The 22983-nt window shown below is 56.6% G+C and carries 10 protein-coding genes; 5 read left to right on the plus strand and 5 right to left on the minus strand.

The genetic code is table 11. The features are described from left to right. The 5 genes from ACZZ0G_RS00745 (at nucleotide 1) to ACZZ0G_RS00765 (ending at nucleotide 17463) form a co-directional block, all read left to right on the plus strand. Nucleotides 1-3603 carry a Tc toxin subunit A gene (locus ACZZ0G_RS00745; protein ID WP_463554947.1) on the plus strand — a complete coding sequence of 1201 codons (3603 nt, stop codon included), beginning with the start codon at nucleotides 1-3 and terminating at the stop codon, nucleotides 3601-3603. A gap of 9 nt (nucleotides 3604-3612) precedes the next feature. Next, the gene (locus tag ACZZ0G_RS00750; RefSeq protein WP_463554948.1) at nucleotides 3613-8454 is read left to right on the plus strand and encodes a Tc toxin subunit A-related protein; all 4842 of its coding nucleotides are present in this window, start codon (nucleotides 3613-3615) and stop codon (nucleotides 8452-8454) included. After that, complete coding sequence (locus ACZZ0G_RS00755; RefSeq protein ID WP_463554949.1) at nucleotides 8451-13073, plus strand: SpvB/TcaC N-terminal domain-containing protein; 4623 nt, start codon at nucleotides 8451-8453, stop codon at nucleotides 13071-13073. The genes ACZZ0G_RS00750 and ACZZ0G_RS00755 overlap by 4 nt, the downstream gene beginning before the upstream one ends. A gap of 167 nt (nucleotides 13074-13240) precedes the next feature. Then, nucleotides 13241-15853, plus strand: a complete 2613-nt coding sequence (locus tag ACZZ0G_RS00760; RefSeq protein ID WP_463554950.1) for an RHS repeat domain-containing protein — start codon at nucleotides 13241-13243, stop codon at nucleotides 15851-15853. A gap of 284 nt (nucleotides 15854-16137) precedes the next feature. Beyond that, nucleotides 16138-17463, plus strand: coding sequence for an OprD family porin (locus tag ACZZ0G_RS00765; protein ID WP_463554951.1), 1326 nt, complete (start codon nucleotides 16138-16140; stop codon nucleotides 17461-17463). A 463-nt stretch (nucleotides 17464-17926) separates the two neighbouring features. On the opposite strand, the gene ACZZ0G_RS00770 is transcribed toward ACZZ0G_RS00765, so the two are convergent. The 5 genes from ACZZ0G_RS00770 to ACZZ0G_RS00790 all read right to left on the minus strand — a co-directional run bounded on the left by ACZZ0G_RS00770 (nucleotide 17927) and on the right by ACZZ0G_RS00790 (nucleotide 22876). Next, the gene (locus ACZZ0G_RS00770) at nucleotides 17927-18172 is read right to left on the minus strand and encodes a hypothetical protein (RefSeq protein WP_077573626.1); all 246 of its coding nucleotides are present in this window, start codon (nucleotides 18170-18172) and stop codon (nucleotides 17927-17929) included. Nucleotides 18173-18257: 85 nt separating this feature from the next. Beyond that, nucleotides 18258-18638 (minus strand): DUF6124 family protein, encoded by a 381-nt coding sequence (locus ACZZ0G_RS00775; protein WP_463554952.1) that lies wholly within the window; start codon nucleotides 18636-18638, stop codon nucleotides 18258-18260. 373 nt (nucleotides 18639-19011) lie between these two features. Further along, on the minus strand, nucleotides 19012-19344 hold the full coding sequence (locus tag ACZZ0G_RS00780; protein WP_463554953.1) for a DUF2790 domain-containing protein: 333 nt from the start codon (nucleotides 19342-19344) through the stop codon (nucleotides 19012-19014). A gap of 78 nt (nucleotides 19345-19422) precedes the next feature. After that, the gene (locus ACZZ0G_RS00785; RefSeq protein WP_150730408.1) at nucleotides 19423-19626 is read right to left on the minus strand and encodes a co-regulatory protein PtrA N-terminal domain-containing protein; all 204 of its coding nucleotides are present in this window, start codon (nucleotides 19624-19626) and stop codon (nucleotides 19423-19425) included. Nucleotides 19627-20056: 430 nt separating this feature from the next. Then, the gene (locus tag ACZZ0G_RS00790) at nucleotides 20057-22876 is read right to left on the minus strand and encodes an RHS repeat domain-containing protein (protein ID WP_463554954.1); all 2820 of its coding nucleotides are present in this window, start codon (nucleotides 22874-22876) and stop codon (nucleotides 20057-20059) included. Nucleotides 22877-22983 lie beyond the last annotated feature (107 nt).

The following is a 22983-nucleotide window of genomic DNA, read 5'->3' on the forward strand; positions in this document are numbered from 1 at the left end:
ATGGCTGACAACAATTCGTTGCTACAGACGTTGGTAAAGCCCGACGCTTCGCTGCGCAAGGGCCGTACCGACTTCACAACGGCCATGCAAAAAATGGGCTTCACTTCCGTCTTCGATATCGTGCGTTTACCCAAAGCCGCATTCGCTCGTCAGCTCGCTGAATTCACCGATGCCAACGCTGAACTTGCCTATGACAATGCCATGGGTTATGCCGCGCTTATTTCGCGTTTGTACCGGGAACACCAGACCTCTTCCGGCAAGTTTCAGCATGTTTCTCAGCGGAGCGGCGTTCGCGCATTGGTTCCGTTGGGGCCCACGTTCCAAAACCTGTTCAATGAAAGCTGGGACGAATTCTGCAAGGTCGATGCCCTTAACGCCGTTGACAGGTCGATGGCCTACCTGATCAACCTCAGGGTTTTTGCCCAGCAACTGGAAAAAAGCAGTAAAGACCCCAAGCGCATTTTGATGGACATGCGCCGTCCTGACCTGAAAGAGCTTGTGATCACTCATGAAAGTACTTTTACACCCAGGCCGATGCTGAACCTGGTCACTGAACTACTGGAAAACCGTTTGCACGAATTTCTAAGTACAAACCCGGCCGACAATAAAAAATCCGTTCATGAGGCATTGACCGTACGACGCTATCCCTTCGAATTGCCGTATAACTTCTATCACCATCAATGCCAATTGGGGCTGGCCGATAAAAAGCCACACTTGGGGGAGCTGAATTATCGAGCCAGTCTGTCATTGCCGATCAAACAGCAATCAGACAACGACTATGGTCAAGTGCAAGAACCGGCACTGCACGCACAACGGTTATTGTCCGGATTGAGTTATGAACAACAGAAACTGCTGATCGAACCCCCGGTGTTCAGCAACTTTTATCTGACCCGAAATGATCTGATCAACGGCTGGGGAGGCCCCGGCACCACCTATGTGCTGCCACATACCGCCCACAAGAGCTGCTACTTGCTACCGCCGGATCAGCCTGATGTCGCGACCATTGATCCGGAGGCAGAAACGCCAACAGAAAATGCAGGGAGCAAAACACACGTATCGCTGATCTTTTGCAAAGGCACTCAGACCCAGCCTGGCAATGTCGATCTGAGCTCGAACGTTCCGCTCCTTTCAGCAGGCTGGCTGATCAATCGCCTGCACAATGCGTCAGCGAACACCGTCATTTCATACCTGAAGAGCGCCGCTTCCCTTCCCACGCCCAGCGAACAGGGCTACACCGCCAGTTTCGATCTGGTCACGGCCACCGCCACCACTGTCGACGCCGAGCCTGTCAAGCTGGCCCGACAGCGCTTCACCCTCACGCTCGATGAGCACTACACCCTGACACCTGCGCAGATGGAATTTTTCAGGAAGTCCTACGGTGTCGAGGTTTCGGAAAGTTCGCCGCCATGGCAATTGACGCGTCTGACAGACTTCATGGCGCACACCGGCCTGAACGCCGAACAGGTTGAGATGCTCCTGTGCCGACAAACCCATGCGGTGCGTTTGTCGCCCAACTGCCCCAGCGAAAATCCGCAACACGAGGGCGTGATGCTCCCGCAGACTGCCGTAAAAGTCCTGCCCTTCCCACACCCGAATCAGTACGGCGCCTGCTACGTCAATGGCACAGGCACCGGCGCAAACCTGAGTGGCAGCGATCAGGAACCCGACGCCGAATCTGTCATTCGCGATCAGTTCGACAACGCCATGGGGCTGGAACAAAGCACTGTCGGTAATAGCAAGCAATGGTATCTGAGCAAGACTTCGCTTGATCGTCTCGACCGCCTGCAACGCATGATTCGCCTGCAGCGCTGGCTGCAGATTCCCTTTGCCAAGCTGGACACGCTGATCATGTCTGCGATCCGTGCCGAGGGCGAAGACAACCTGGCGATGGAACTCAACGAAAACACCCTGCGCACATTGGGCGTCTTTCGCTATCTGGACCGGCGCTACGGCATTGATCCGGAGGAGTTTGCCGCACTGATGCACGACCTCACGCCTTATGCCAGCGGCAAGGATCAAGTGCCGTTGTTCGATCAAGTGTTCAATCGCGTGCAACTGTTCGACAGCCCTCTGATTCTCGATCAAGGGACGATTGACCTGAATGTCCTCGACCCCGTCACGCAGAAAACCGTGTTGCAACTGTGTGCTGGCCTCGGTGTGCAACCGACTGAAGATTCTTTTCTGTTGATTGCCGAGCAAGCCAGGAAGCACCTGACCACACTCAAGCGCGATTTGCCCACCGTCTCCTCGCTCTACCGTCAGGCACGGATTGCCCGACTGTTTGGCCACTCGGTCGCCGACTTGTTGACGCTGGCTGGCCTGCTCGGAGGTTCTGCTTATAAAACCGTATTGGCGGGCGGCAGTTTGGGAGCGCGGAGGACGACAGCAAAAGCGGACATTCTCGATGTGCTGATGCAGTTGGACTGGGCCTTTGAGTGGATCAAGGACAGCCAACAAACCGTTCTCCAATTGCAACAGCGCCTGGGTTCTTATGTCCCTTTGCGTGCCGAAATACTGGACAGTAATCAACAAACCCAAATGGCGGAGCCGCCCCCCCTGCCCGACGATCTGCGTGAGCGCCTGAGCAAACTGCAGGAAGATACGCGCCGCAGCATGGTGACCGAAGCGCAAGTCGCCGCATTGGGTCTTCCACTTCGTAATAATGTAAAAAACCGACGGCAAGAGATCCAATGGTTCAGGCTGCTGGTCGACCATGGGCTGATCACTGCAGACGGCCTGTTGTTGGGCCTTGATCTTGACCTCACGCTCGTGGACGAACCCCTCACCTGGCTGCAGACGGGCGTCGCGAAAGTACTCAGGGACCTGGGCCTGGAACAGGCCGTCAAAGACATGTGCGCCGAGAAACTCACTGAGCTGTTGCTCGGTGCACATGACCGCCAGGTTCAGTTGCTCGAAGGACTGTTCCAGGAAACTGCCAAGCTGCCGCCGGACCGCTGTCATGCGGTCATTCACTGGGCGCATTCATCGGTCTACAGCATTCTGGTGCAAGCGCTCAAGGACACACTGACACCGGCCTTGATCGAGCATTACCAGCGGGTCTCACGCCACGCCGAAATCGTTGTGCAACTGCGATTGAGCAACAGCGCCTTGCGCTTGTTTGTGGTCAATCCAACATGGCTGGGAGGCTCGCAATACGGGGGCAGCGACAGCGAGCCTTTGTTATCCGACCTTTATTTGCTTGAACGTTTCAGTCACTGGTTCCACAGCCAGAGCCAATCAGAGGACAGCGTGCTGAGCTACTTCAGTTGCGCCAATCCGGCCAAGACACAATTGAAAAACAAAGCCCTGCGCAAGCTCGCGAGCGAAACGGCCAACGCCGCACTGGCTCGTCTGCTGGAGTGGTCCGAAACGGAAGTTACCGCGCTGACCAGCACCCTCCCCGAGACGCGCGCCAGTTCAATGGCCCATGTCGACTGGGTGCGTCGTTGTCAGGCCACCTGCCAGGCCAGCGGGCTGTCGGCCCAGGCACTGCTGCAAGCCACAGGGCTGACAGATGCAAGTGCGCTGGACGACTGGAAAGCAGTTGGAGATGCGGTGATGGCCGCCACCCCTGCTTCTGACTCAACGCTGGCCAATGGTTAAGGAACGATCATGACGACTGCCTTCGACGCCCCCCTCAATGAAGCATTTCGTGATGCGATGCTCGCCCTGTATCTGCATGAGGCCGTGCCCAAAGATCCGTACCTGATCGAGCAGGGGCTGGTCCAACAAATCAAGACTGCCAACGACCTCTACGAATTCTGGTTGCTGGACGTGCTGGTCAGCCAGGATGTGCCAACCAGCCCGGTGGCCTGCGCCATTGCCAGTTACCAACAACAGATCAACAGCATGATGCTGAACATGGAACCGGGTTACAGCGACGTCAGCTTTACGCCCCAGCAGATCAAGACATGGCGCGACGGTCTCAATCGCTACCCGATCTGGTCCGCCATCCAGCAGTTGCATTACTCCCCGGACATCTATCTCGACCCCACGATGCGCTTGACCAAGACCGACAGCTTCGAGCAACTGGAAAACGACCTCAACCAGGCACAGATTCAGCCCGAAACGGTACAGTCTGCGGTGCTGTCTTATCTGGCGAAATTCGAAGAAATCGCCAACCTGAATATCTGCAACGGTTACATCGATGGCGAAGACTTCGCCAACAGTACTTACTACTTTATCGGTAAATCCCCCGCTGAAAACGCCTACTACTGGCGCTCTTTGGACATGAGCCAACGCCCGGTCAAAAAACCCGCCGCCGGCCCCGGCATTGTTCCAGACAAATTCGACAAGCCCCTGCCCAATGCCTGGTCGGACTGGCGGAGAGCCAATGTGCCGATTTCGGAAAAGGCCCTTGAACACACGATTCGTCCATGCTGGTTCAACAACCGCTTGTTTGTGGTCTGGGCCGAACTGGAACTTCAGGATGCCGACGCCACGCAGCTCCCTGTAGAAGGGAGAGCCGATGCCGGCGTCAAGGTCAATCCGCGGTTTCGCTTGTATGCCAGCTACAAGAAATACGACGACAGCTGGAGCACACCCCGGATTTATATCGAGAGCTATTGCAAGACGGCAGAGCTTATCGTCAAACCCCTGGAACAGATCGCAGAGGAAACCCAGACCATTGCGGTGTATGACCATTCGACGTCGCCGGAGTCGATGGTGATCATGTTGTATTCGAACTATCAGGCCAAAACCTCCGATCCTGGCGATGCCGAAAAATACAATTTTCTGAGAACGGTGCGGATCGACAAGAACTTCAATGTCACGCCGCTGTTTCCGTCAAATGGGGTCGTGCCCAATGAGAAACCGGCTGCGCTTCCGTCCGCCACAGCTGTCCAGGATGGCTCAGGGCATGTGCTGCTGATCGGTCACATCTTCGCCAATAGAAACGCCGGGCGTTTTCAGTACTGGCTTCCCTCAACCATCCCGGTGTTTGGTGCTATCGAGCACGAAACTCCGGAAACAGAAAAGGATACGTGGGACTTCAACAATTGGCAGTCGCGCATCAAGACCTGGGAAAAAGGTGCCGATCTCGTCTACTATCCTGGCCGCTCAAGTATCGGATTGACCTTGAGACTGGATGACGGTTTTGCGGACATCACCACGATCAAATTCTCTGTTTTTAGCTCTTCCAGCGTGGAACTCTTCCACTTGACACTCGTGTTCAGTCATACCGACAAAGGTCAATGGCTCACGCTGCTCGAAGGCTCAGAGATCAAGTCCTTCGGCGAATTCATGAATAGCCAGGATACGGTGTATTGCTTCAGAGGCAACCCGGACAGCATCAGAAGCCTTGTTTCCGACCCTGACAGTAACAACCGAACCGAATTCTCTGTTCCTCGCATACCGCCGGGCGGAATCACATCTCTCGCAGGGAAGTTGGCGGGTTCGGACATCCTCGACCTATTGCGGGATCATCCCGATCAGATTGAGTTACTTGATGTCTGGCGCTCTCCCAAAGGTGTAGAGAGTTCTACGATGCCCGTCGCTCCTCGTGTCAAAAATCATGTCGTCGAGGCTTACGGTTACCAGCTTTTCATAGGGCATCCTCTGGACGTAACGGCCCCCGGGTTTCCTGCAAAACTTGAAGATATGCGTTCCCTGTATAGCTCCGGGATCGTCGAAAAACTTCACGAGTTCTCAGGCGGAGGAGGAATCACAGTCCCCGTCGACAAGATTACGTACCAACCCGTCGGCTGGCCGGTTGAGTGGCCTGACAATCCCGCTGAGCTGAAAATCCCGTTGGTGTATGGCGTCCTTATCCACAACAAGGATCGCTTCGGCTATTCATTAGTGGGCGGCGCGCTGAAAGCGATATCCATCACTTGGGGGGAGGCTCTGGCAACAGAACAACAAATAGCGCCGCGCATCAACGACCATGACAGCCCCTCTCTGGGCAATGCCCAGTACATCGACTTTACCGGATCAAGCATCAGCTTAAGTGACGGAGATGAATCTGAAACACCTCCGCGGGCGCCTATCCGTATGAACACCACTTTCGCCCGACAGCTGATCCAGCTCGCCGAGAGCGGTATGGATCCGCTACTGAGTTGGGAAACCCAGACACAACAAACGGAACCGCCCATTCCCAACGATCTAGGCGCGCAATCCATGGACTTCTCCGGTGGGTACTATCTGTATTTCCTCGAACTGTTCCTGTACGTGCCGTGGCTGGTGGCCTATCGCTTGAACGAGGAACAGCAGTACGAGGAAGCCAAACACTGGCTGGCGTATCTCTTCGATCCTTCACGGCAAAGCGCCGATCCGGGACATCCCGGCTATTGGCAGTCTGTGCCTCTGGAGTCGCCCGTCTGGCCCGGTGCACCAGACCCCAGCCAGGCCATTCTGTATCCAGACGATCCGCATCAGATTGCGCTGAGTTTTCCAGTGCACTTTCGCAAGGCCCTTTACGGACTCTATATCGATATCGAAAGCAATCAGGCCGATCAGGACTACCGAGAACTGACACCGGACGGTCTGGCGGAAGCCAAGTTGCGCTATGTCCATATTCTCGGTTTGCTTGGGCCGCGTCCGGATGTCAGGCAGTTCGACGACCATGTAGCGCGCAAACTGGATGAGTTGGCCGCTGCGAAAAATGACGACCTGCGTGCCTTCGAGCAGCTACTGATCGACACTCAACACCAGCTTCAGGAACAGCCGCCACTGCGCATCGGCAAAGCCCCGGCATCGCAGGACGCGCCATTGCTGTGTCTGCGGCCTTACGGCGACGATTCATCATTGCCCACCGTGGACAATCCATATTTGCGCCGGCCGTTCAACCCGGAATTGATCAAGCGCTGGGACCGGGCCGAAAGCCGCTTGTACAACCTGCGCCACAACCTCGACATGGCAGGCAATCCCTTGAATCTGCCGTTGTTCGCGGCACCGCTGGATCCGCGCGCCCTGCTCGCTGCCTGGGGCCAGGGTCTGTCAGGGGCAGCGCTGAGCCGGCTGTTGAGTCCGCAGATTCCCCATTACCGTTTCAGCTTCATGTTCGCTCTGGCGCAGAACGCAGTGGACAGCGTGATCCAGTTCGGCTCGACGCTGTTGTCGCTGATCGAGCGCAAGGAACAAGCGCAGTACCTTGAGTTGCAGCAGCAACAGGCGTGGAACCTGGCGAAAATGGCGGTGGATATTCAGGCTCAGACCGGGAAGATCGATGAGAAGAACAGGGAGGCGTTGCTGGCCAGTCAAGCCGCTATAGCGGGGAGAGTCAACTTTTATCAAAGAATGATTGACGAAGGCGTCAGCCCACTCGAAAAGGGTGCGCAGGCTGCTCACTTTTTAAGCAGCTTGGCGGCAACCGGAGGATATGTAGCTGAGGCCGCGGGCGAATTAGTAAAATTCCCACCTAACATTATCGGCTTTTCAGTAGGGGGCGCCCGTCTAGAGGCGCCAGCTATGAACGTCGTGGCATTTGCAAAATCGGCTGCAGCACTGTTAACCAGTAGCGGCCAACTCATGGACCGCATCGAACAATACCGCCGCCGCGCCCAAGAATGGACTCAAGCCCTCGACCAATCAAAACTCGAAGCAGAACAAATCAAAGCCCAACTCGCCGTCCAGGAAGCGCAACACCAAGCCACCCAACTCCAACTGCACCAAGCGCAAACCGCCCTCAACCAGGCCAAAGCCACCCATGATTTCCTGCTGAGCAGCAACCGCTTCAGTCGCTCGCAGACCTATGACTGGCTTAACAGCAAATTCGCCAGTTTCTACCACACCGCCTATACCACCGCGCAATCTCTGTGTCAGGCCGCCGAAGCCTGCTGGCAATACGAGATGGGGGACTTCAACCGGACGTTCATCCGCCCCGGCGCGTGGAACGCCAGCTACCGCGGCCTCGGTGCCGGCGAAGAACTGAAAATGAGCCTGCAACAGATGCACAGCCAGTATCTGCAGAACAACCGGCGAGATCTGGAGATCAGGAAAACCGTATCCCTGAAGGATCTGAACGACAAGGATGCAGGCTCAACCATCAATAAACCGTGGGATGAGATCAAAAAATCACTGGTCGACAACGGCACCTGTGAATTCGAACTGACCCAGGCCATGTTCGACGATGATTACGCCGGTGAAAATCACTACCTGCGCCGAATCAAGACTATCAGCGTGACCCTGCCGGCCTGCCTTGGTCCCTATCAGGATATTCGTGCCGTACTGAGACAGACCTACAGCAAGGTGGAAATGGCCGCCACGGCGGGTAACGCCAAGGAAAACCTGCGGGCCAGCCAGCAGATTGCGCTCTCCACCTCGCTGGAAGATAACGGCATGTTCCAGCTCAACTTTCAGGACGAACGTTACCTGCCATTCGAGTACACCGGCGCCGTATCACGCTGGAACCTGATCTTCCCCAATCACAAAGCTCAGGAGGCCATGCTCAAATCCCTCACCGACCTCATCGTGCACGTGAGCTACACGGCCAGACGCGAAGGCGGTTCGCTATGAACGAACAACAGCCACCGCAGCAACAGTCGACGATGCAGATCAACACGCCCGCCCTGCCGAAAATGGGCGGCGCCATCCAAAGCATCGGCAAGGGCTGGGGCGGCATCGGCACCAAAGGAACGGCGTCGCTGGCAGTGCCCCTGCCGATTTCCCCCGGACGCGGTTTTGCCCCGGCCGTAGCGTTGAATTACAGCAACGACACCGGCAACAGCCCTTGCGGGATCGGCTGGCAGTTCACCGTCAACGCCATCACCCTGCGCACCGCCAAAGGGGTGCCGACCTACGATGGCAGCGACCAGGTGGTCGGGCCAAGTGGCGATGTATGGATGCCCGAACGCAATGACAACGGTGAGCTGATCTCTCGCAACGCGTCCTTCTACAACAAATGGCCCTTGGAAAGTGAGTACCAGGTGGTGCGTCACTGGCCACGGGTCGAGGGCGATTTTGCCCTGATCGAACACTGGTCAAACAGCGCGGACAAGCCGGGTTTCTGGTTGATCCACGGTGCCGACGGCAGTCTGCACGTGTACGGTATTAGCACTGATTCGCGCCGCGCAGACCCGAGCGACCCGCAGCGCGTCGGGGTGTGGATGATCGACGAAAGCCTCAACACCCGGGGTGAGCACATTGTCTACCGCTACAAGCCCGATACAGGCTCGCCCATCGCGCCGCAATTTCGCGACTACAGTGCTCAGCGTTATCTTGAACGCATCTGCTACGGCAACGAAAAGGCCCATCCACATCTGTACTCTTGGGTTCCCGGCAGTTGGAAAAACCAGCTGTGGCACTTTCAACTGGTGTTCGATTATGGCGAACGCAGCACTGATCTGACCCAAGTACCGACCTTCACGGAACAACAGCCATGGCCCGAACGCAGCGACCCGTTCTGGATCTACGCCTACGGTTTCGAACTGGGTACCCGGCGCCTGTGTCGGCAGGTGTTGATGTTTCATCATTTCCCCAAGGAACTGGGAGATGACCCCGTACTGGTCCAGCGCCTGCTGCTGGAACACCGAACCAGCCCTTTAGGCTACAACCATCTGACGGCCGCACATTTCCAGGCCTACGACGGCCTGGGCCAGACGGAAAACCGGCCGCCGATGGAGTTCAGTTACAACGCCTTCGAGCTGAACGCCAAACCTGCGGGCTGGGTCCGCTTCCCCGACATGTCCGGCCTCAACGACGGGCAGCGCTATCAACTCGTGGACCTGTACGGGGAAGGCATGGCAGGCGTGCTGTGTCGGTATGACCAGGCCTGGTATTACCGCGAGCCGTTACGCGCTACGGCCGGCGGTGACGAAGTCAGCTACAGCGACTGGAAACGCCTTGACCACCAGCCCACGGCCGACAGCAGCAAGCCGGTTCATCAGTCCCTCACCGACCTGACCGGCGACGGCAAGCTCGACTGGGTGGTTGCGACACCGGGCATGTCCGGCTGCTTCACCCTCGACCCGGATCGCAACTGGTCCGGGTTCGTGCCCTTCGACGCGTTTCCCGGCGAATTTTTTCACCCGATGGCGAAGATGACCGATCTGGTGGGTAATGGATTGAGCGATCTGGCGCTGATCGGCACTCGCAGCGTGCGCCTGTACGCTAACCAGCGCATGGCGGGATTTGCCGACGGCATCGACGTCCCCCACGCGTATAAAACCGCTGAGGGCGATGACGATCAATTGCCCGTGCTGAGCAATACCTCAGCGGAACTGGTGGCATTTGCCGACGTGCTCGGCACCGGTCAGCAGCATCTGGTGCGTATCCGTCATAACGAAGTCAAATGCTGGCCGAATCTGGGGCGTGGTCGCTTCGGCAAAGGCTTTGTGCTGTGCGCCTTGCCCTTTGCCTACAGGCAATTCAACGCTGCACAGGTCCTGCTGGCCGACCTTGACGGCTCGGGGGCCGTGGATCTGATCTATCTGCAGCCCGATAACCTGCAGGTGTTCATGAACCGCTGCGGCAAGGGTTATGAACAGACTCCAATCCCCCTCCCGTGGCCGGAAGGTGTGCATTACGATCCACTTTGCCAGGTCAGCACCGCCGACCTGCAAGGGCTGGGGTGCTCCAGCCTGATCCTCACCGTGCCGCACATGACGCCACGTCACTGGCGCTATGACTTCGTCAAGGCCAAGCCCTATCTGATGAGCCGCACCTGCAACAACATGGGCGCCGTCAGCAGTGTGACCTACCGCAGTTCCGCACAGGAATGGCTGGACGAGAAACACGAGCAGCACACCGCAGGTATCGAGAACCCGGTGTGCGCACTGCCAATGGCCATGCACTTGGTGAGCCGGCAAACCCAGTGCGATGAAATCACTGGCAACACACTGACGCAAACTTTCAGTTACCGGGGCGGTTATTACGACCGCTTCGAGCGCGAATTCCGCGGTTTTCGCCTGCTCCTGCAAAGCGATACCGAAGCCTCAGCGGCCGAGCGCGCACGTGCCGGTTTCACTGCGCCGATCCTGAGCAAAACCTGGTTCCACACCGGCGAGTTCATCGACCCGCCAAGAGACGGTTATTACAACCGCGACAAAGATGCTGTAGACCTGAAAACCACCCTGGTGCAGGACTATCACTTCAACGATCGCGTGACGCAGCCGCTCAACACATTCGATGAAGACACCGCACGAGAAATAGCCCGCGCCCTGAGCGGAACCACGCGGCGCTCGGAGATCTACGCAGCGGATGACACCCCTGCTACGGCCGTGCCCTACACCGTTCAGGAACACCGTTACGCGGTGCGCAGGCTGCGCCCCAAAAGCCAGCACCAGCCCTACGCGGTGTTGCAAGTTCTGGATCTGGAATCCATCAGCTACCAGTACGAGACTGCTGTCGCGGACGATCCGTTGTGCCAGCACCACCTCAACCTTGAGTGGGACGAATACGGTACAAGTCTGCATGGGTTTACCGTTCACTACGCGCGCCGCAGAACCGTTGATGATCCGCCGCCGTTCACTGATGAGCACCATCAGAAATGGTGGAAGGATGCCCATGACCCAGCGCAACAAAAGTGGTACCTGACGCAAACCCGATCAAAGCCCATTCACCTGGCGAAGGAAGAGGCCTGGCGCCTTGGGCTGCCGTATCAGCAGCGCAGCAATGCCCTGGTGCTGGAAAAGGACGACCTCAGCGCCGCCCGGATCGATCACGATTACGTTGTGCAAATGAGCAAGGACGACGGGCAATGGGCGAAACAAGCAGTGCTGTCCGGCCTGTCCATGCAGTGCTATATCGACCCCGAGACCGGCCAGACCCTCGCACCGGGCAAGGCCACCTTCGAAGGCTTGCCCGCTTATGTGGAAACGGCAGAACTGGATGCCATCGCCCTCAGTGCCTACGACAAACTCAGAAACGAGCAGGGCGACATGCCCTTCAACCTCAAGGAAAAACTGCAATCGCCGGAAGTCGGTTACCACATCATGGATCTGTTTTTGCCCGACGCTGAAAAGGCGCCGCTGGCAGATCCCGAAGACGCGAAAAACTACCTGTGGTCAGTGCATCGGGGCTTCCCCACATACCACAAGCTGGACGGTTTCCATAACGTGCAGAAATACCGCGAGACGCAAAGCCACGGCGAAACCCTGATCACCTACGACGCCTACTGGTGCCTGACCACCGCGGTGACCTTGCCCGATGGTTGCACCACCCGCAGCCTCGACGTCGATTACCGTACTTTCCTGCCAGCGACCATCGAAGACGCCAACCGCAACATCCAGCAGTCCCGTTGCAACGCGTTCGGCGAACCGTTGGTGATCAGCTTCCACGGCACCGAACTGGGAGAACCGGTAGGCTTCGACCCGCTGGAGACTTATGTGCCACCTCCAGACCGCGACCCGGCCATCGCCATCGCCGATCCAAAAAAAGCCATCGGAAATTTCGCCAACGTCAGTTTTTGGGACACTTTCAGCTGGATGGGTCGTATCAGCCGCACGTCACCACCCTCTCCTGTCTGGTTGGCGTGGGCCGAGGCTGAAGGCTTCATCTTGCCCAGCGGGCACCTGTGCGACCGGGCTCGGCAACGTGTGGCGGATCTGGAAAATCCCGACGCAAACGAAAGCGAGTTGAAGAAGCTGATCGACGCTTCACTACGTGAGCCGGTGTACTCCGTAGCGCTGACTGCCGATCGCTATCCCGGTGACCCGGAAATGCAAGTACGGGTCAGCATCGCGTGTCTGGATGGCTTCGGCCGCCCCTTGCAGACCAAACAGGAAGTCGAACCGGGAAAATCCTGGCAGGTCGATGAAAACGGCGAACTGCGCCTCGACGCCGAAGGTCATCCGCTGGAAGCCGATGTGCCGCGACGCTGGCGCGTCAGTGAACCGGTGGAATATAACAACAAAGGCGAAAAAGTGCGGATCTACCGGCCCTACTTCGCCGATCAACCGCGTTACATCAACGACCACTCGATGCGCCAACACGCCTTTCACGACCAGCAGTTCTATGACGCGGCGGGCCGCCCGACCGAAACGGTGCTGGCCAAGAAAATGCTGCAAGGCAACCCGGCAGAACTGAAACCCCTGCGCCGGGAAATCTGGTACTGGATCTGGTGCAACGTGGCATTCGATGAGAACGACCTGTTCGAGCCTCCACCGGAACAACGGCGACGGAACTGGTGGACATGAATCCTGGCATCCATGCACAGACGCCGAACCTGAGCGTCATCGATAACCGTGGCATACCGGTGCGGCAGATCGCGTATTGGCGCGAAGACGACGGCACACCTGAGGCGCGCATCACCGCCCATCACCATGACGCTGCCGGGCGGTTGGTGGCGCAGCGAGATCCACGCTTGTTCGCCGACGCCTCCGCGCCCGCCAGCCTCGCCACTGTGTACTCACTGAGCAGTCAGGTACTGTCTACGCTCAGTGTCGATGCCGGGTGGCGCATCAATCTGTGGGGCGAGGCGCGCCAACCGTTGCACAGTTGGGACGGACGAGGTAGCCAAAGCAGAATCGAATATGACGAACAGATACGGCCATTGGCAGTGTTCGAACACGCCCGCGACGGCGAGCCTTTGTGCGCGGAGCGTTATGCTTATGGCGGCAGCGATCCGACGTTCGACGCACGTAACCAGTGCGGGCAACTGATACGGCACGATGATCCGGCCGGCACACAGTTGTTCGAACAGTTCGGATTGACGGGTGGCGTCGTGCAGCAGACTCGACATTTTTTGCGCGCCCTCGACTTTCCCGATTGGCCCGAACCGCTGCCCGACCGCGACGTATTGATCGAAACCGGCGCCGGGGCCACGAGCCGTTCGATGTTCAATGCCCTGGGCGAAACCATTGAACACACCGACGCCAAAGGACACCGCCAGTTCTTCGTGCAGAACCTCGCTGGACAGTTGCGCGAAGTACGCCTGCAACTGGATAAACAAGCCAAGCCGAAAACTCTGGTCAGCGCCATCCAGTACAACGCCCAAGGCCAGACCGAGCAGGAAACCGCCGGCAACGACGTGATCACCGCGCTGCACTATGCGCCCGAGGATGGTCGCCTGACCCGACTGCACGCCAAGCGCAACGACGAACGCCTGCAAGACTTGCGCTATGCCTATGACCCGGTCGGCAATGTGCTCAGCATCGAAGACGCCGCGCTGCCGATCCGTTACTTCGCCAACCAGCGCATCGAGCCGATCAATCGCTATGGGTATGACAGCCTCTATCAGTTGGTCAACGCGACGGGATGGGAGGCCGGCAGCGCCAATCAAGGCCCGCTATGGACTTCTTTCGACGATCCGTCCGCAGTCACCCAATACACCCAGACCTACCGCTATGATCGCGCTGGCAACCTCTTGGAACTGACCCACGAAGGTGCGCAACGACACGGCCATCGCCTGCTCGCCGCCGCCCAAAGCAACCGCTGTCTGCCCGTGTTGAATGGCGAGGAACCGGACGAAGAAGATTTTCGCAACGGCTTCGATGCCAATGGCAATCTGCTTGCCCTGCAACCGGGGCAATCTTTGCATTGGGATCTGCGCAACCAGTTGCGCGAAGTCCGGCCGGTTGAACGTGACGACGCGGCTGACGATAACGAGCGCTATGTTTACGGCGCCGACGGCATGCGCCTGCGCAAACTTCGCCGGACGCAGGCCAACGCCCGGATGCTGATCGCTGAAGTGCGTTACCTGCCGAACCTGCAAATCCGCACCCACAGCGGCACAGACGAAACGTTGCAGGTCATCAGTGTTCAGGCCGGACGCAGCAGCGTGCAAGTGTTGCACTGGGAATCCGAACCGCCCAACGGCATCAACAACGATCAACTGCGTTACAACCTCAGCGACCATTTGGGTTCCTGCACGCTGGAGCTCGACAGCGCGGGCCAGGTAATCAGTCATGAGCGTTATCACCCGTTTGGAACTACCGCATGGTTTGCCGGGCGTGGGGAAATCGAGGCGAGTTATAAAACGCTGCGCTATTCGGGTAAGGAGCGGGATGCGACGGGGCTTTATTACTATGGGTTCAGGTATTACGTGGGGTGGTTGCAGCGGTGGTTGAATCCGGATCCAGCGGAGGACATTGATGGCCTGAACCATTATAGGTTTGTCCGCAATAACCCGATCCTGTGGGTAGATGCCGAAGGCTTGGCGCCGGTGACGCTTTTATATGGGTTTGAACATGTCAGGTCACGTGTCCTGAATGGCCTTGCCACAGCGTCGCCACAGCAAAGCTTCGTTCGTATCGATGAAATCAATGACGCTCTCCAAATCAATATGGAAAACGCTTCTTCAGACTTTGAAGGGTTCAATGAAATGATCCGCGAAGGCATTGAAGTAGAGGAAGACAATGTCGATTACTTTATGCAGGCCACCCCCAGTTACCAAGGGACGCCTGCTGAGGCCCGCAACTTGCTGCAAGGGTGGTCAGATTATTTAAAGAGTCACTCCGCGGCATTTGATATCACCCGAAAAATCCAGAGTTATGAAAAAACATCGACCAAAGAAGTCGAACAGTTCTGGAAAAAAAACCTGCGCGAGCCGCTGCCCGCGCATGAGGTCCGGAATGCTACGTTGGCATTACAAGACAGTAGTGAGGCGTTGTTTTCCCTGCGAACTGCAAGTTCGATAAAAGCGGGAGATGCCGTGATCAATTGGCAGTTCCGTCAATTTTCAAAACTGGCATTGGACTGGATGGCAGGCACCTCCGAAACAGGGGAAGACTCGGGCGTGGTGTTTTTGGATGTCATTGCCCGATCCCCCGATTTCGTGTTCAAGGAGTTTGCACAAGAAACCTTTACGGCCAAACCTTACAAGGAGGCTGGAGCAGTCTATGGAAAATCCTATAACCCGATTACGCATTCTGAGCGTCGGCATCTACAGGCCCATATGGCAGTACCCGATTCAAGCTATGCCAAGAGAGTACAAATGATCGGTCTTGATCAGGCCAGGCACTTGTCGAACGCATAGCCGTCTACGAGCCAGATAAAACATCCGACCGCTAGCAGCCGCTTCGCTGTTCCAGCACAGCTCTAGGCAAAACACGAACATCGCCAAGGCCATCTTACGATTGCGAACACCTCTGCCGCAGGATTCCTATTACGTGACGAAATTGTAATTCCCCCATCACCTCCGCGTTATCCGCAGCTTGCAACGATGTGACCCGGCGACCAATGCCGGCGGGCCCTTGCCTGTCGCACAACAAAACCCACGCCGAAGCACGTTCCCGTTCTGCCGAACCCAAGGAGTGTTTGATGGTTAACCCTACAAAAATATCGATGGCCGCGTTAGCGGTGGTGGTCGGCGCCGGGCCGTCCACGGTGTTTGCTGAAGACAAGCCTGAAGGCTTTATCGAAGGCAGCAGCCTGACAGTGCTCAACCGCAACTTCTACTTCAATCGTGATCATCGCAACGGCCAGTCCAGCCCGACCGACAACGGTTATTCCGAAGCCTGGGCGCATGCCGTGATCAGCAAGTTCGAATCCGGTTTTACCCAAGGCACCGTCGGAGTCGGGGTTGATGCGTTTGCGATGATCGGGCTGAAACTCGACAGCGGTGACGGGCGCAACGGCGGGCGCAGTTCGTTTGATGTGTTGCCGGTCAATAGTGATGGCGAGGCGCGCGATGAATACACCAAGGTTGGTGGCGCTGCGAAAATCCGGGCGTTCGATACGGTGATCAAGGTCGGTGATGTGTTCCCGGCCAATCCGATGGTCGCGGCAGGTGACTCGCGCTTGCTGCCGGAAAGCTTTCGCGGGGTGACGGCGAGCAACACCAGCATTGAAGGTCTGTCGGTGCAGGGCGGTCGGTTGCACGCGATGAGCCAACCGGTGTCCAGCGACATGCGCGAGAACTTCGCCACGTTCTACGCCGGGCCGGTCAATTCGCCGTGGATCGCTTATGGCGGCGGCGATTATGTGCTGAACAAGCATCTCAGTTTCAGCCTGTATTCGAGTCGCCTCAAGGATGCGTGGAATCAGTATTACGCCGGCACTGCCTGGACTTATCCGCTCTCGGATGACCTGTCGCTATTCGGTGGCCTGAACTATTACAAGGCCGTCGACGAGGGCAAACAACTGCTCGGCGAGTTCGACAACAACATCTGGAGCGGTCGTGTCGGTGTGAAACTCGGCGCCCACTCGGTCGCCCTCTCCCACCAGCGCAACAACGGCAATGACGACTTCGATTACCTGCGCCAGTCCGACTCGATCTTCCTCGACAACTCGATCCAGTACAGCGACTTCAACTCGCCGAAAGAGCGTTCGTGGATGGTGCGCTATGACCTCGACATGAGCACTTACGGCGTACCCGGTTTGTCGTTCATGACTCGCTACGCGCGTGGCACCGACGCTGATTATTCCAACGCCAACGCCGTGTACATACGTCGCGATGCCGAGGGTAATCCGCTGACCGATCAGAAGCGTTGGGAGCGCGATATCGAAGTCAAATACGTGGTGCAAAGCGGCTCGATGAAAGACTTGTCGCTACGCTTGCGCCAGGCCACCACCCGCGCCACGGCGTTCGAGTCGGATCTGGATGAAGTGCGGGTGATTGTCGAGTATCCGCTGGCGATTCTTTGATTGCGCGGTTGATGCAAATTCACCTTTAGAAGCTCCTTGCTCCTTTGGTAAGAGGTGAATCTTTTGGCGTCCTTCGGGGCGCTTTTTTTTGCTCTGTGTTTTGCCGTGGTTATGTTTTTCAGGTTTAGGCCCGGCCCTCACCCTAGCCCTCTCCCAGAGGTAGAGGGGACTGACCGAGCTGCTTAGTGGAAATACATCGACCTGAAAAACCGAGGCGTACTCTGGTTTTGAATGGCTTGAAGATCTGTTCCCTTTCTCCTTTGGGGTTGTCCACCGCTTCGAAAAGGGCAGATGAGGGATTGTGAGAGCCTCACGCAACACAAATAAAATCGACCCTCGGTAAATAAGCCACAGGCTCGACATCATCGAGCGCACTGCTCACCGTCAGTTCGCCAATCATTACGACTTGCACGCCTCGAAAAACGTCACCTGATTTCGGCAGCACACCCAGCGACGGTTAATGTCAGCTCCAACGTTTTGGGCGAGCTTTCAATTGGTGTAAGCGAATATTGCTTCGGGCGGGGTTAGCTTCGATAGTCTGCTCGAATGCGTTGAATGCGACGTCATCGAGAAGATACGGTTGCGCCTCCAGAATCGTCTGCTGGCACATGACGGGTGCAAGAACATTCACGTGCTGTTTCTTTCGATCTGTTCTTCGACAGCTTGAAAAGAGATCGGTAATCACGTCACGCTCAATTGGACTAGGCATTGACCTGTCTCCGTTGTGTTCGGGCATTGGCCTGCGTTAGCCACGGCGTGGCGAGAAATACAACTCCCGCCACTTTGTCAGTGACCTATTGAGCAGGATCTACGTTATCCAGCGCTTTGTTCACCGCAAGTTCGCCAAGCATGACGACCTGCGCGATACCGAGCAGGGTCTTGCGATGGGTGCCGCCTAATAGCGCGGCGAAGTCACCGAGCATGACCGTGGCCGAGGCCAGGGATTCGCTGGCGTTGGCCAGCAAGGACTCGGTGTCGGCTTTGGGATTGACCAGGAACATCTGGTTGGGGATGTACGGCGCGGACATGATGGCGGCCGATGGTTTGAGGTAGAAGTCGAGGGCGCGGTCGGCGGCTTCGTGGAGTTTTCGGGTGTCGTCGGAGGCGTAAGGGGATGTTGAGTTGGCGTCGGGGATTGCGTCTGCTTCGGGGGGATTTGGGGTTGGCTTTTTCATAAGGTTCATCTTCTGTTCTGATAGTGGAGCTGGCCCATTCGGTTCCAATCGAAAGGGTGGCAGCTGTACGCAGGTTGGAACCCGGGGAACAGAAAACCCGACAGACTCGAAGTCTCCCGCGCACAGCTGCCATAACGAACTGCATACCATCAAAGGTGTGCAAGCATACGTCATGAAAAGTGCTTTCGCTTTCTGTAAAGCCACGGGGTTCCAATCCCGATCGCTGAATTGGCAGCGACCCACACAGGCTAGAGAGCTGGCGTCCGACGGACAACCTGAAAACATTGTGGGAAGGTTCCGCACTTCCCACACAACCTTTAAACATCACGAATTGAAATACGTATCGTGATACTGAACATCGGCCTCCGTAGATTCAGCTCCCGCCGTTCCGACACACGCCCATCACGCTGTACTTGATGGTATTGAGCTGGCCTTTGGAATCCTCATACGTCATGGCAGTGGGCACGACATTGCACGCAGCCTGCGGCTTCACCACGCTCACAACCTCGACCACGTCCAGCTTCATTCCATATTCATAATCCTTCACCACCGGCGGCGCTTTGCCCTGGTTGACGGCGTACTGTTCCATGGCTTTGCTGTTGGCGCTGAGCGCGCGTTCAAAGGTGCGGTCACCACCGCCTTCGGCCAGCACATTCAGCGACATCGCCATGACTGCGGCGAAGGCGATCAACTTGAGTACTTTCATATCCATTTCCTTCCCGTCCGGGCGTAAAAAAAGCCCGGCATCGATGCGCGATGTAGGGCTTGTTCAGCTGCAGCAGGCTTACAGATCGCGGGTCTTGTCGTCTTTCTTGTCGTTGACGACCACCGGGTTGCCGGCGGCTTTTTCCTTGGCCACGAACAACTCCATGGAACGGTCGTTGCTGGTCATCATCCGCTCGAATGTGCGGTCACCCCCGCCTTCGGCCAACGCCACGGAAGAGATCGCCAGAGCGGCTGCGAAAGTACTGAGTTGGGCAAGTTTCATCGTTGATTCCTCGTTTAAGTAGCTGACGGGATCAAGGTAACAATCCGAACCTTGCGTGACGGTGGCGGGGAAATTACAGATCCGTTATGTGCCGGGGACTCTTTCGAAGCCGGAGACAAAACCAACTGTGGGAGCCAGCCTGCTGGCGATAAGCGCTCGCTTTTACTGAGCCTCCTTTTTCGGCCCGAAACCACGCAATCGATTCTCGGCCTGCGGTGCGAGCCAGATCATGTTGGCGGTGATTGTCTTACGGGTGGCGTTGGTGGCGGTGGTTCATTGGGGGGGGACCTGTTGGCGCGGGGGCTCAACAAGGGCTGAGTACAGCGCCAACTTTCTCCATCGGCGGGATCGACCTTTCACTTTGTGCAGCCCGCCGGGGCGGACTTTCCGCTGCATTTCGCCAATTAGAGATTTGAATAAATGGCAGTTTTCAGCCATTAATCAAGTTGTAAAATAAACTACTGTTCTCCTGCCTCGCCCGATAAAGCTGACTCATACTTTTTGCCGCAAAAACAATACTGTCCGCGTTATTTAATGCCATTTGCGCTCGCATGTGAGGAGCCTCATTAAAAATGGAAATCGAAGTTTCAAGATCCAGCATACCTGGCAGCCCCATATAATTCTCAACGGACGTCATGAAATCACGATGGGATGCCGGATACCTTTCTGAAAACTCCAGAGTTAAACCACCATTCATAATAGCCTCTGAAATCCCTCTAGCCGAGAGTTCGTACTGCATCACTGGATAGTTCAAAATTTCAGGACTTCTAGAGTTCAAGTAGAAATTATCCATCGCATTCGGCCCGACAGGTACAATTCTGTTAACCCTGTTCAAATGCATTAATTCGTGCCCCAAAACCATATCAAACTCACCACCAATCCTGGATAAATTAATAGCAATTCGTCCATAAAAATCGTCTGGCCGGACCTCCGCATTTGAGTGCCTCTCAGGTCCCGGCCCACCGATAAAACCTAAGAATTTCCCTCTTGCTGCTTGCCCGCCATACGCATTTGTCAGATCTAACCCACGCATCCAAACTTGTGGAAGTTGATTTTCTATAGCCGTGTATTCAGGGCCGAAGTAACTTTGTAAAACATCTGAATATTCTGTATAGCCCTGCGCTGATGCATAAATTGCTTCAGAAAATACCCGCCCCATTTCAGACAACTGTAAGTTTATGATGGCTGATAGATGCGTAGGAAACTGATCAAGTCCGCGTGACACGATCTGTTTACCTGATTTGACGAGAGACGTTTCAATAAAATCATCTTCGCCCTCATAAAACCACCTCCCATCCAGATCCTTATTAACAACAGGCGCATTCGCAGCAAAGCAAAATAAATTCAATCCATTAATTGCTCCCGCAGGATCAGAACTTATCCAGCACTGCAACCACGGCGCGTAATATCGATATCCATAATAATAAAGCCCGGTCGCATCCCGCTCTTTCCCTGAGTAGCGAATCGTTTTACTTTTCGCCGCCACTGCATTTTTACCCGCCCAGCACGCCGTGCCACCAAACGGGTAATAGTGCTCCTGACTCAAAATCCCCGAGCCATCATCCAACTCCAGAACGCTGGAACCAAGATGATCGCTCAGGCTGTAACGCAGTTGATCGCTTTCCGCGCCATCAGGCCAATGCAGCATTCGCACCTGATTACGCCCAGCTTCGACACTGATCACATGCCGCTCTTTTCCGTTCGCTTCGCGATGCACCTCAAGACCCGGCAGATAACGCACTTCTGATTTCAGGGTTTGCCCGGATGTCTGACTGAGGCGAGTTTTACGCAAGCGATGGCCGGGTCGATCGTAAACATAACCTTCGTCGTCATTCGGCTCGTCCTGACGTTGCACCAGCGTCACTCGTCTCAGTTGATTGCGCGCATCCCAGCTCATGGCCTGTCCGCGCTGCAATTGCAACTGATTGCCAGCGCGATCAAATCCTTGCGAAATCTGCGGTTCTCCCGGCAGAGAGCCATCGTCGCGCTGGGCCAGACTTCGATTGCTGCAAGCAGAGGTAAACATCGAAAAACCCGGCGCACCGCTGTGATGACGGGAGAGCAGATTGCCCGCCGCGTCGTAATCGAATGTCTGTGTGTAGTTGCGCCGCTGATTGGGGTCCAGCGGTGTGGGCAGCAGATCCGGTAATGCCGGGCCATGGCTCGGCTGGCTGACCTCCCAGCCCTTGGCTTCGACCAGTTGATACAGGCTGTCATAGCGATAGCGGCTGACCGGTTCGATGCGCTGCTGATTGAAGTAAGTCACGGCCTGGGTTTGGTCTTCGAGGCTGAGGATATTGCCCACCGGGTCGTAGACGTAGTGCAAATTCTGCAAGGGTGTTTGTTCGCCGACGGCTGCGCTGAGCTTAAGCAGCCGGCCATCTTCAGGGCTGTACTTTGCGCGGCTCATGACTCCGTTACCGGCGGTCTCACGTTCGATCTGCTCGTGCGCGTTGTAACGGATAGCACTGACCAGGCACTTGGGTTGCTTATCCGCGCCGGCCGGGTGAAGCCACATCGCAGAAAGTCTGCCCGCCACGTCGTGATGGAAGGTTTGGGCATTGTTCATGGCATCGGTCTGCCGCTGGAGTTCACCGGTCGGAAAGAAGAGGTAGCGGGTGACGTAGGACTGTTCCTCCAGAAACCCGTCACGGTGTTCAGGGGCGCTGGGCCAGTCGGGCAGATCGAGGTCCGTCAGCATGCGCCGCGATTCGACCAGTTCGGCACCGGCTAGACCATAGTCGTGGATGAGCCGGGTCCCCGCAGGATCGTCATGGCGGATCAGGCGACCGCACTGATTGTGCTGAGCGAAGGCATCGCCAGCGCTGGCGTAAGTCAAACGCTCAACCACACGAGGCTGTTCGCCACGGGCCTGCTCCGTCACAACAATCGGGCGCTGCTGGTCGTCATAGTCGCGATGGCATTCGCTACCTCGGGCGTCCCAGGAACAACGCAATGAGCCGGCCTGATCCGGAAGACTCAACTGCCACCCGGCGTCGACGCTGTCCATCAGCAATGCCTGCCCGCTCAGTCCGTATACCGTGGCCAGATTCGGTTTTGGCGCCGCTCCCCACAACCGCGGATCCCACGATGCCACCTGACGCCCCGCTGCATCAAAGATCTGCCGGGTAATACGCGATTCGATGTCGGTTTGGTCCGGATGCCGACAATAGGCAACGCTGCGAATCGCCAATGCTCGCGGGTCCATGACCGACAAGGTCGGAGTGGCGGTGTCATGGTGAGTCTTCATGGCTACGCGAGTCCTTGGCATCAGTGGACCAAGACTGCACCTGTTTTCTTTCGCCCGATACTGTAAGAACTAACAGGTGCGATGGAAAAAAGGCTCATCCGCCAATA

It is taken from the genome of Pseudomonas sp. AC169, assembly GCF_979258515.1.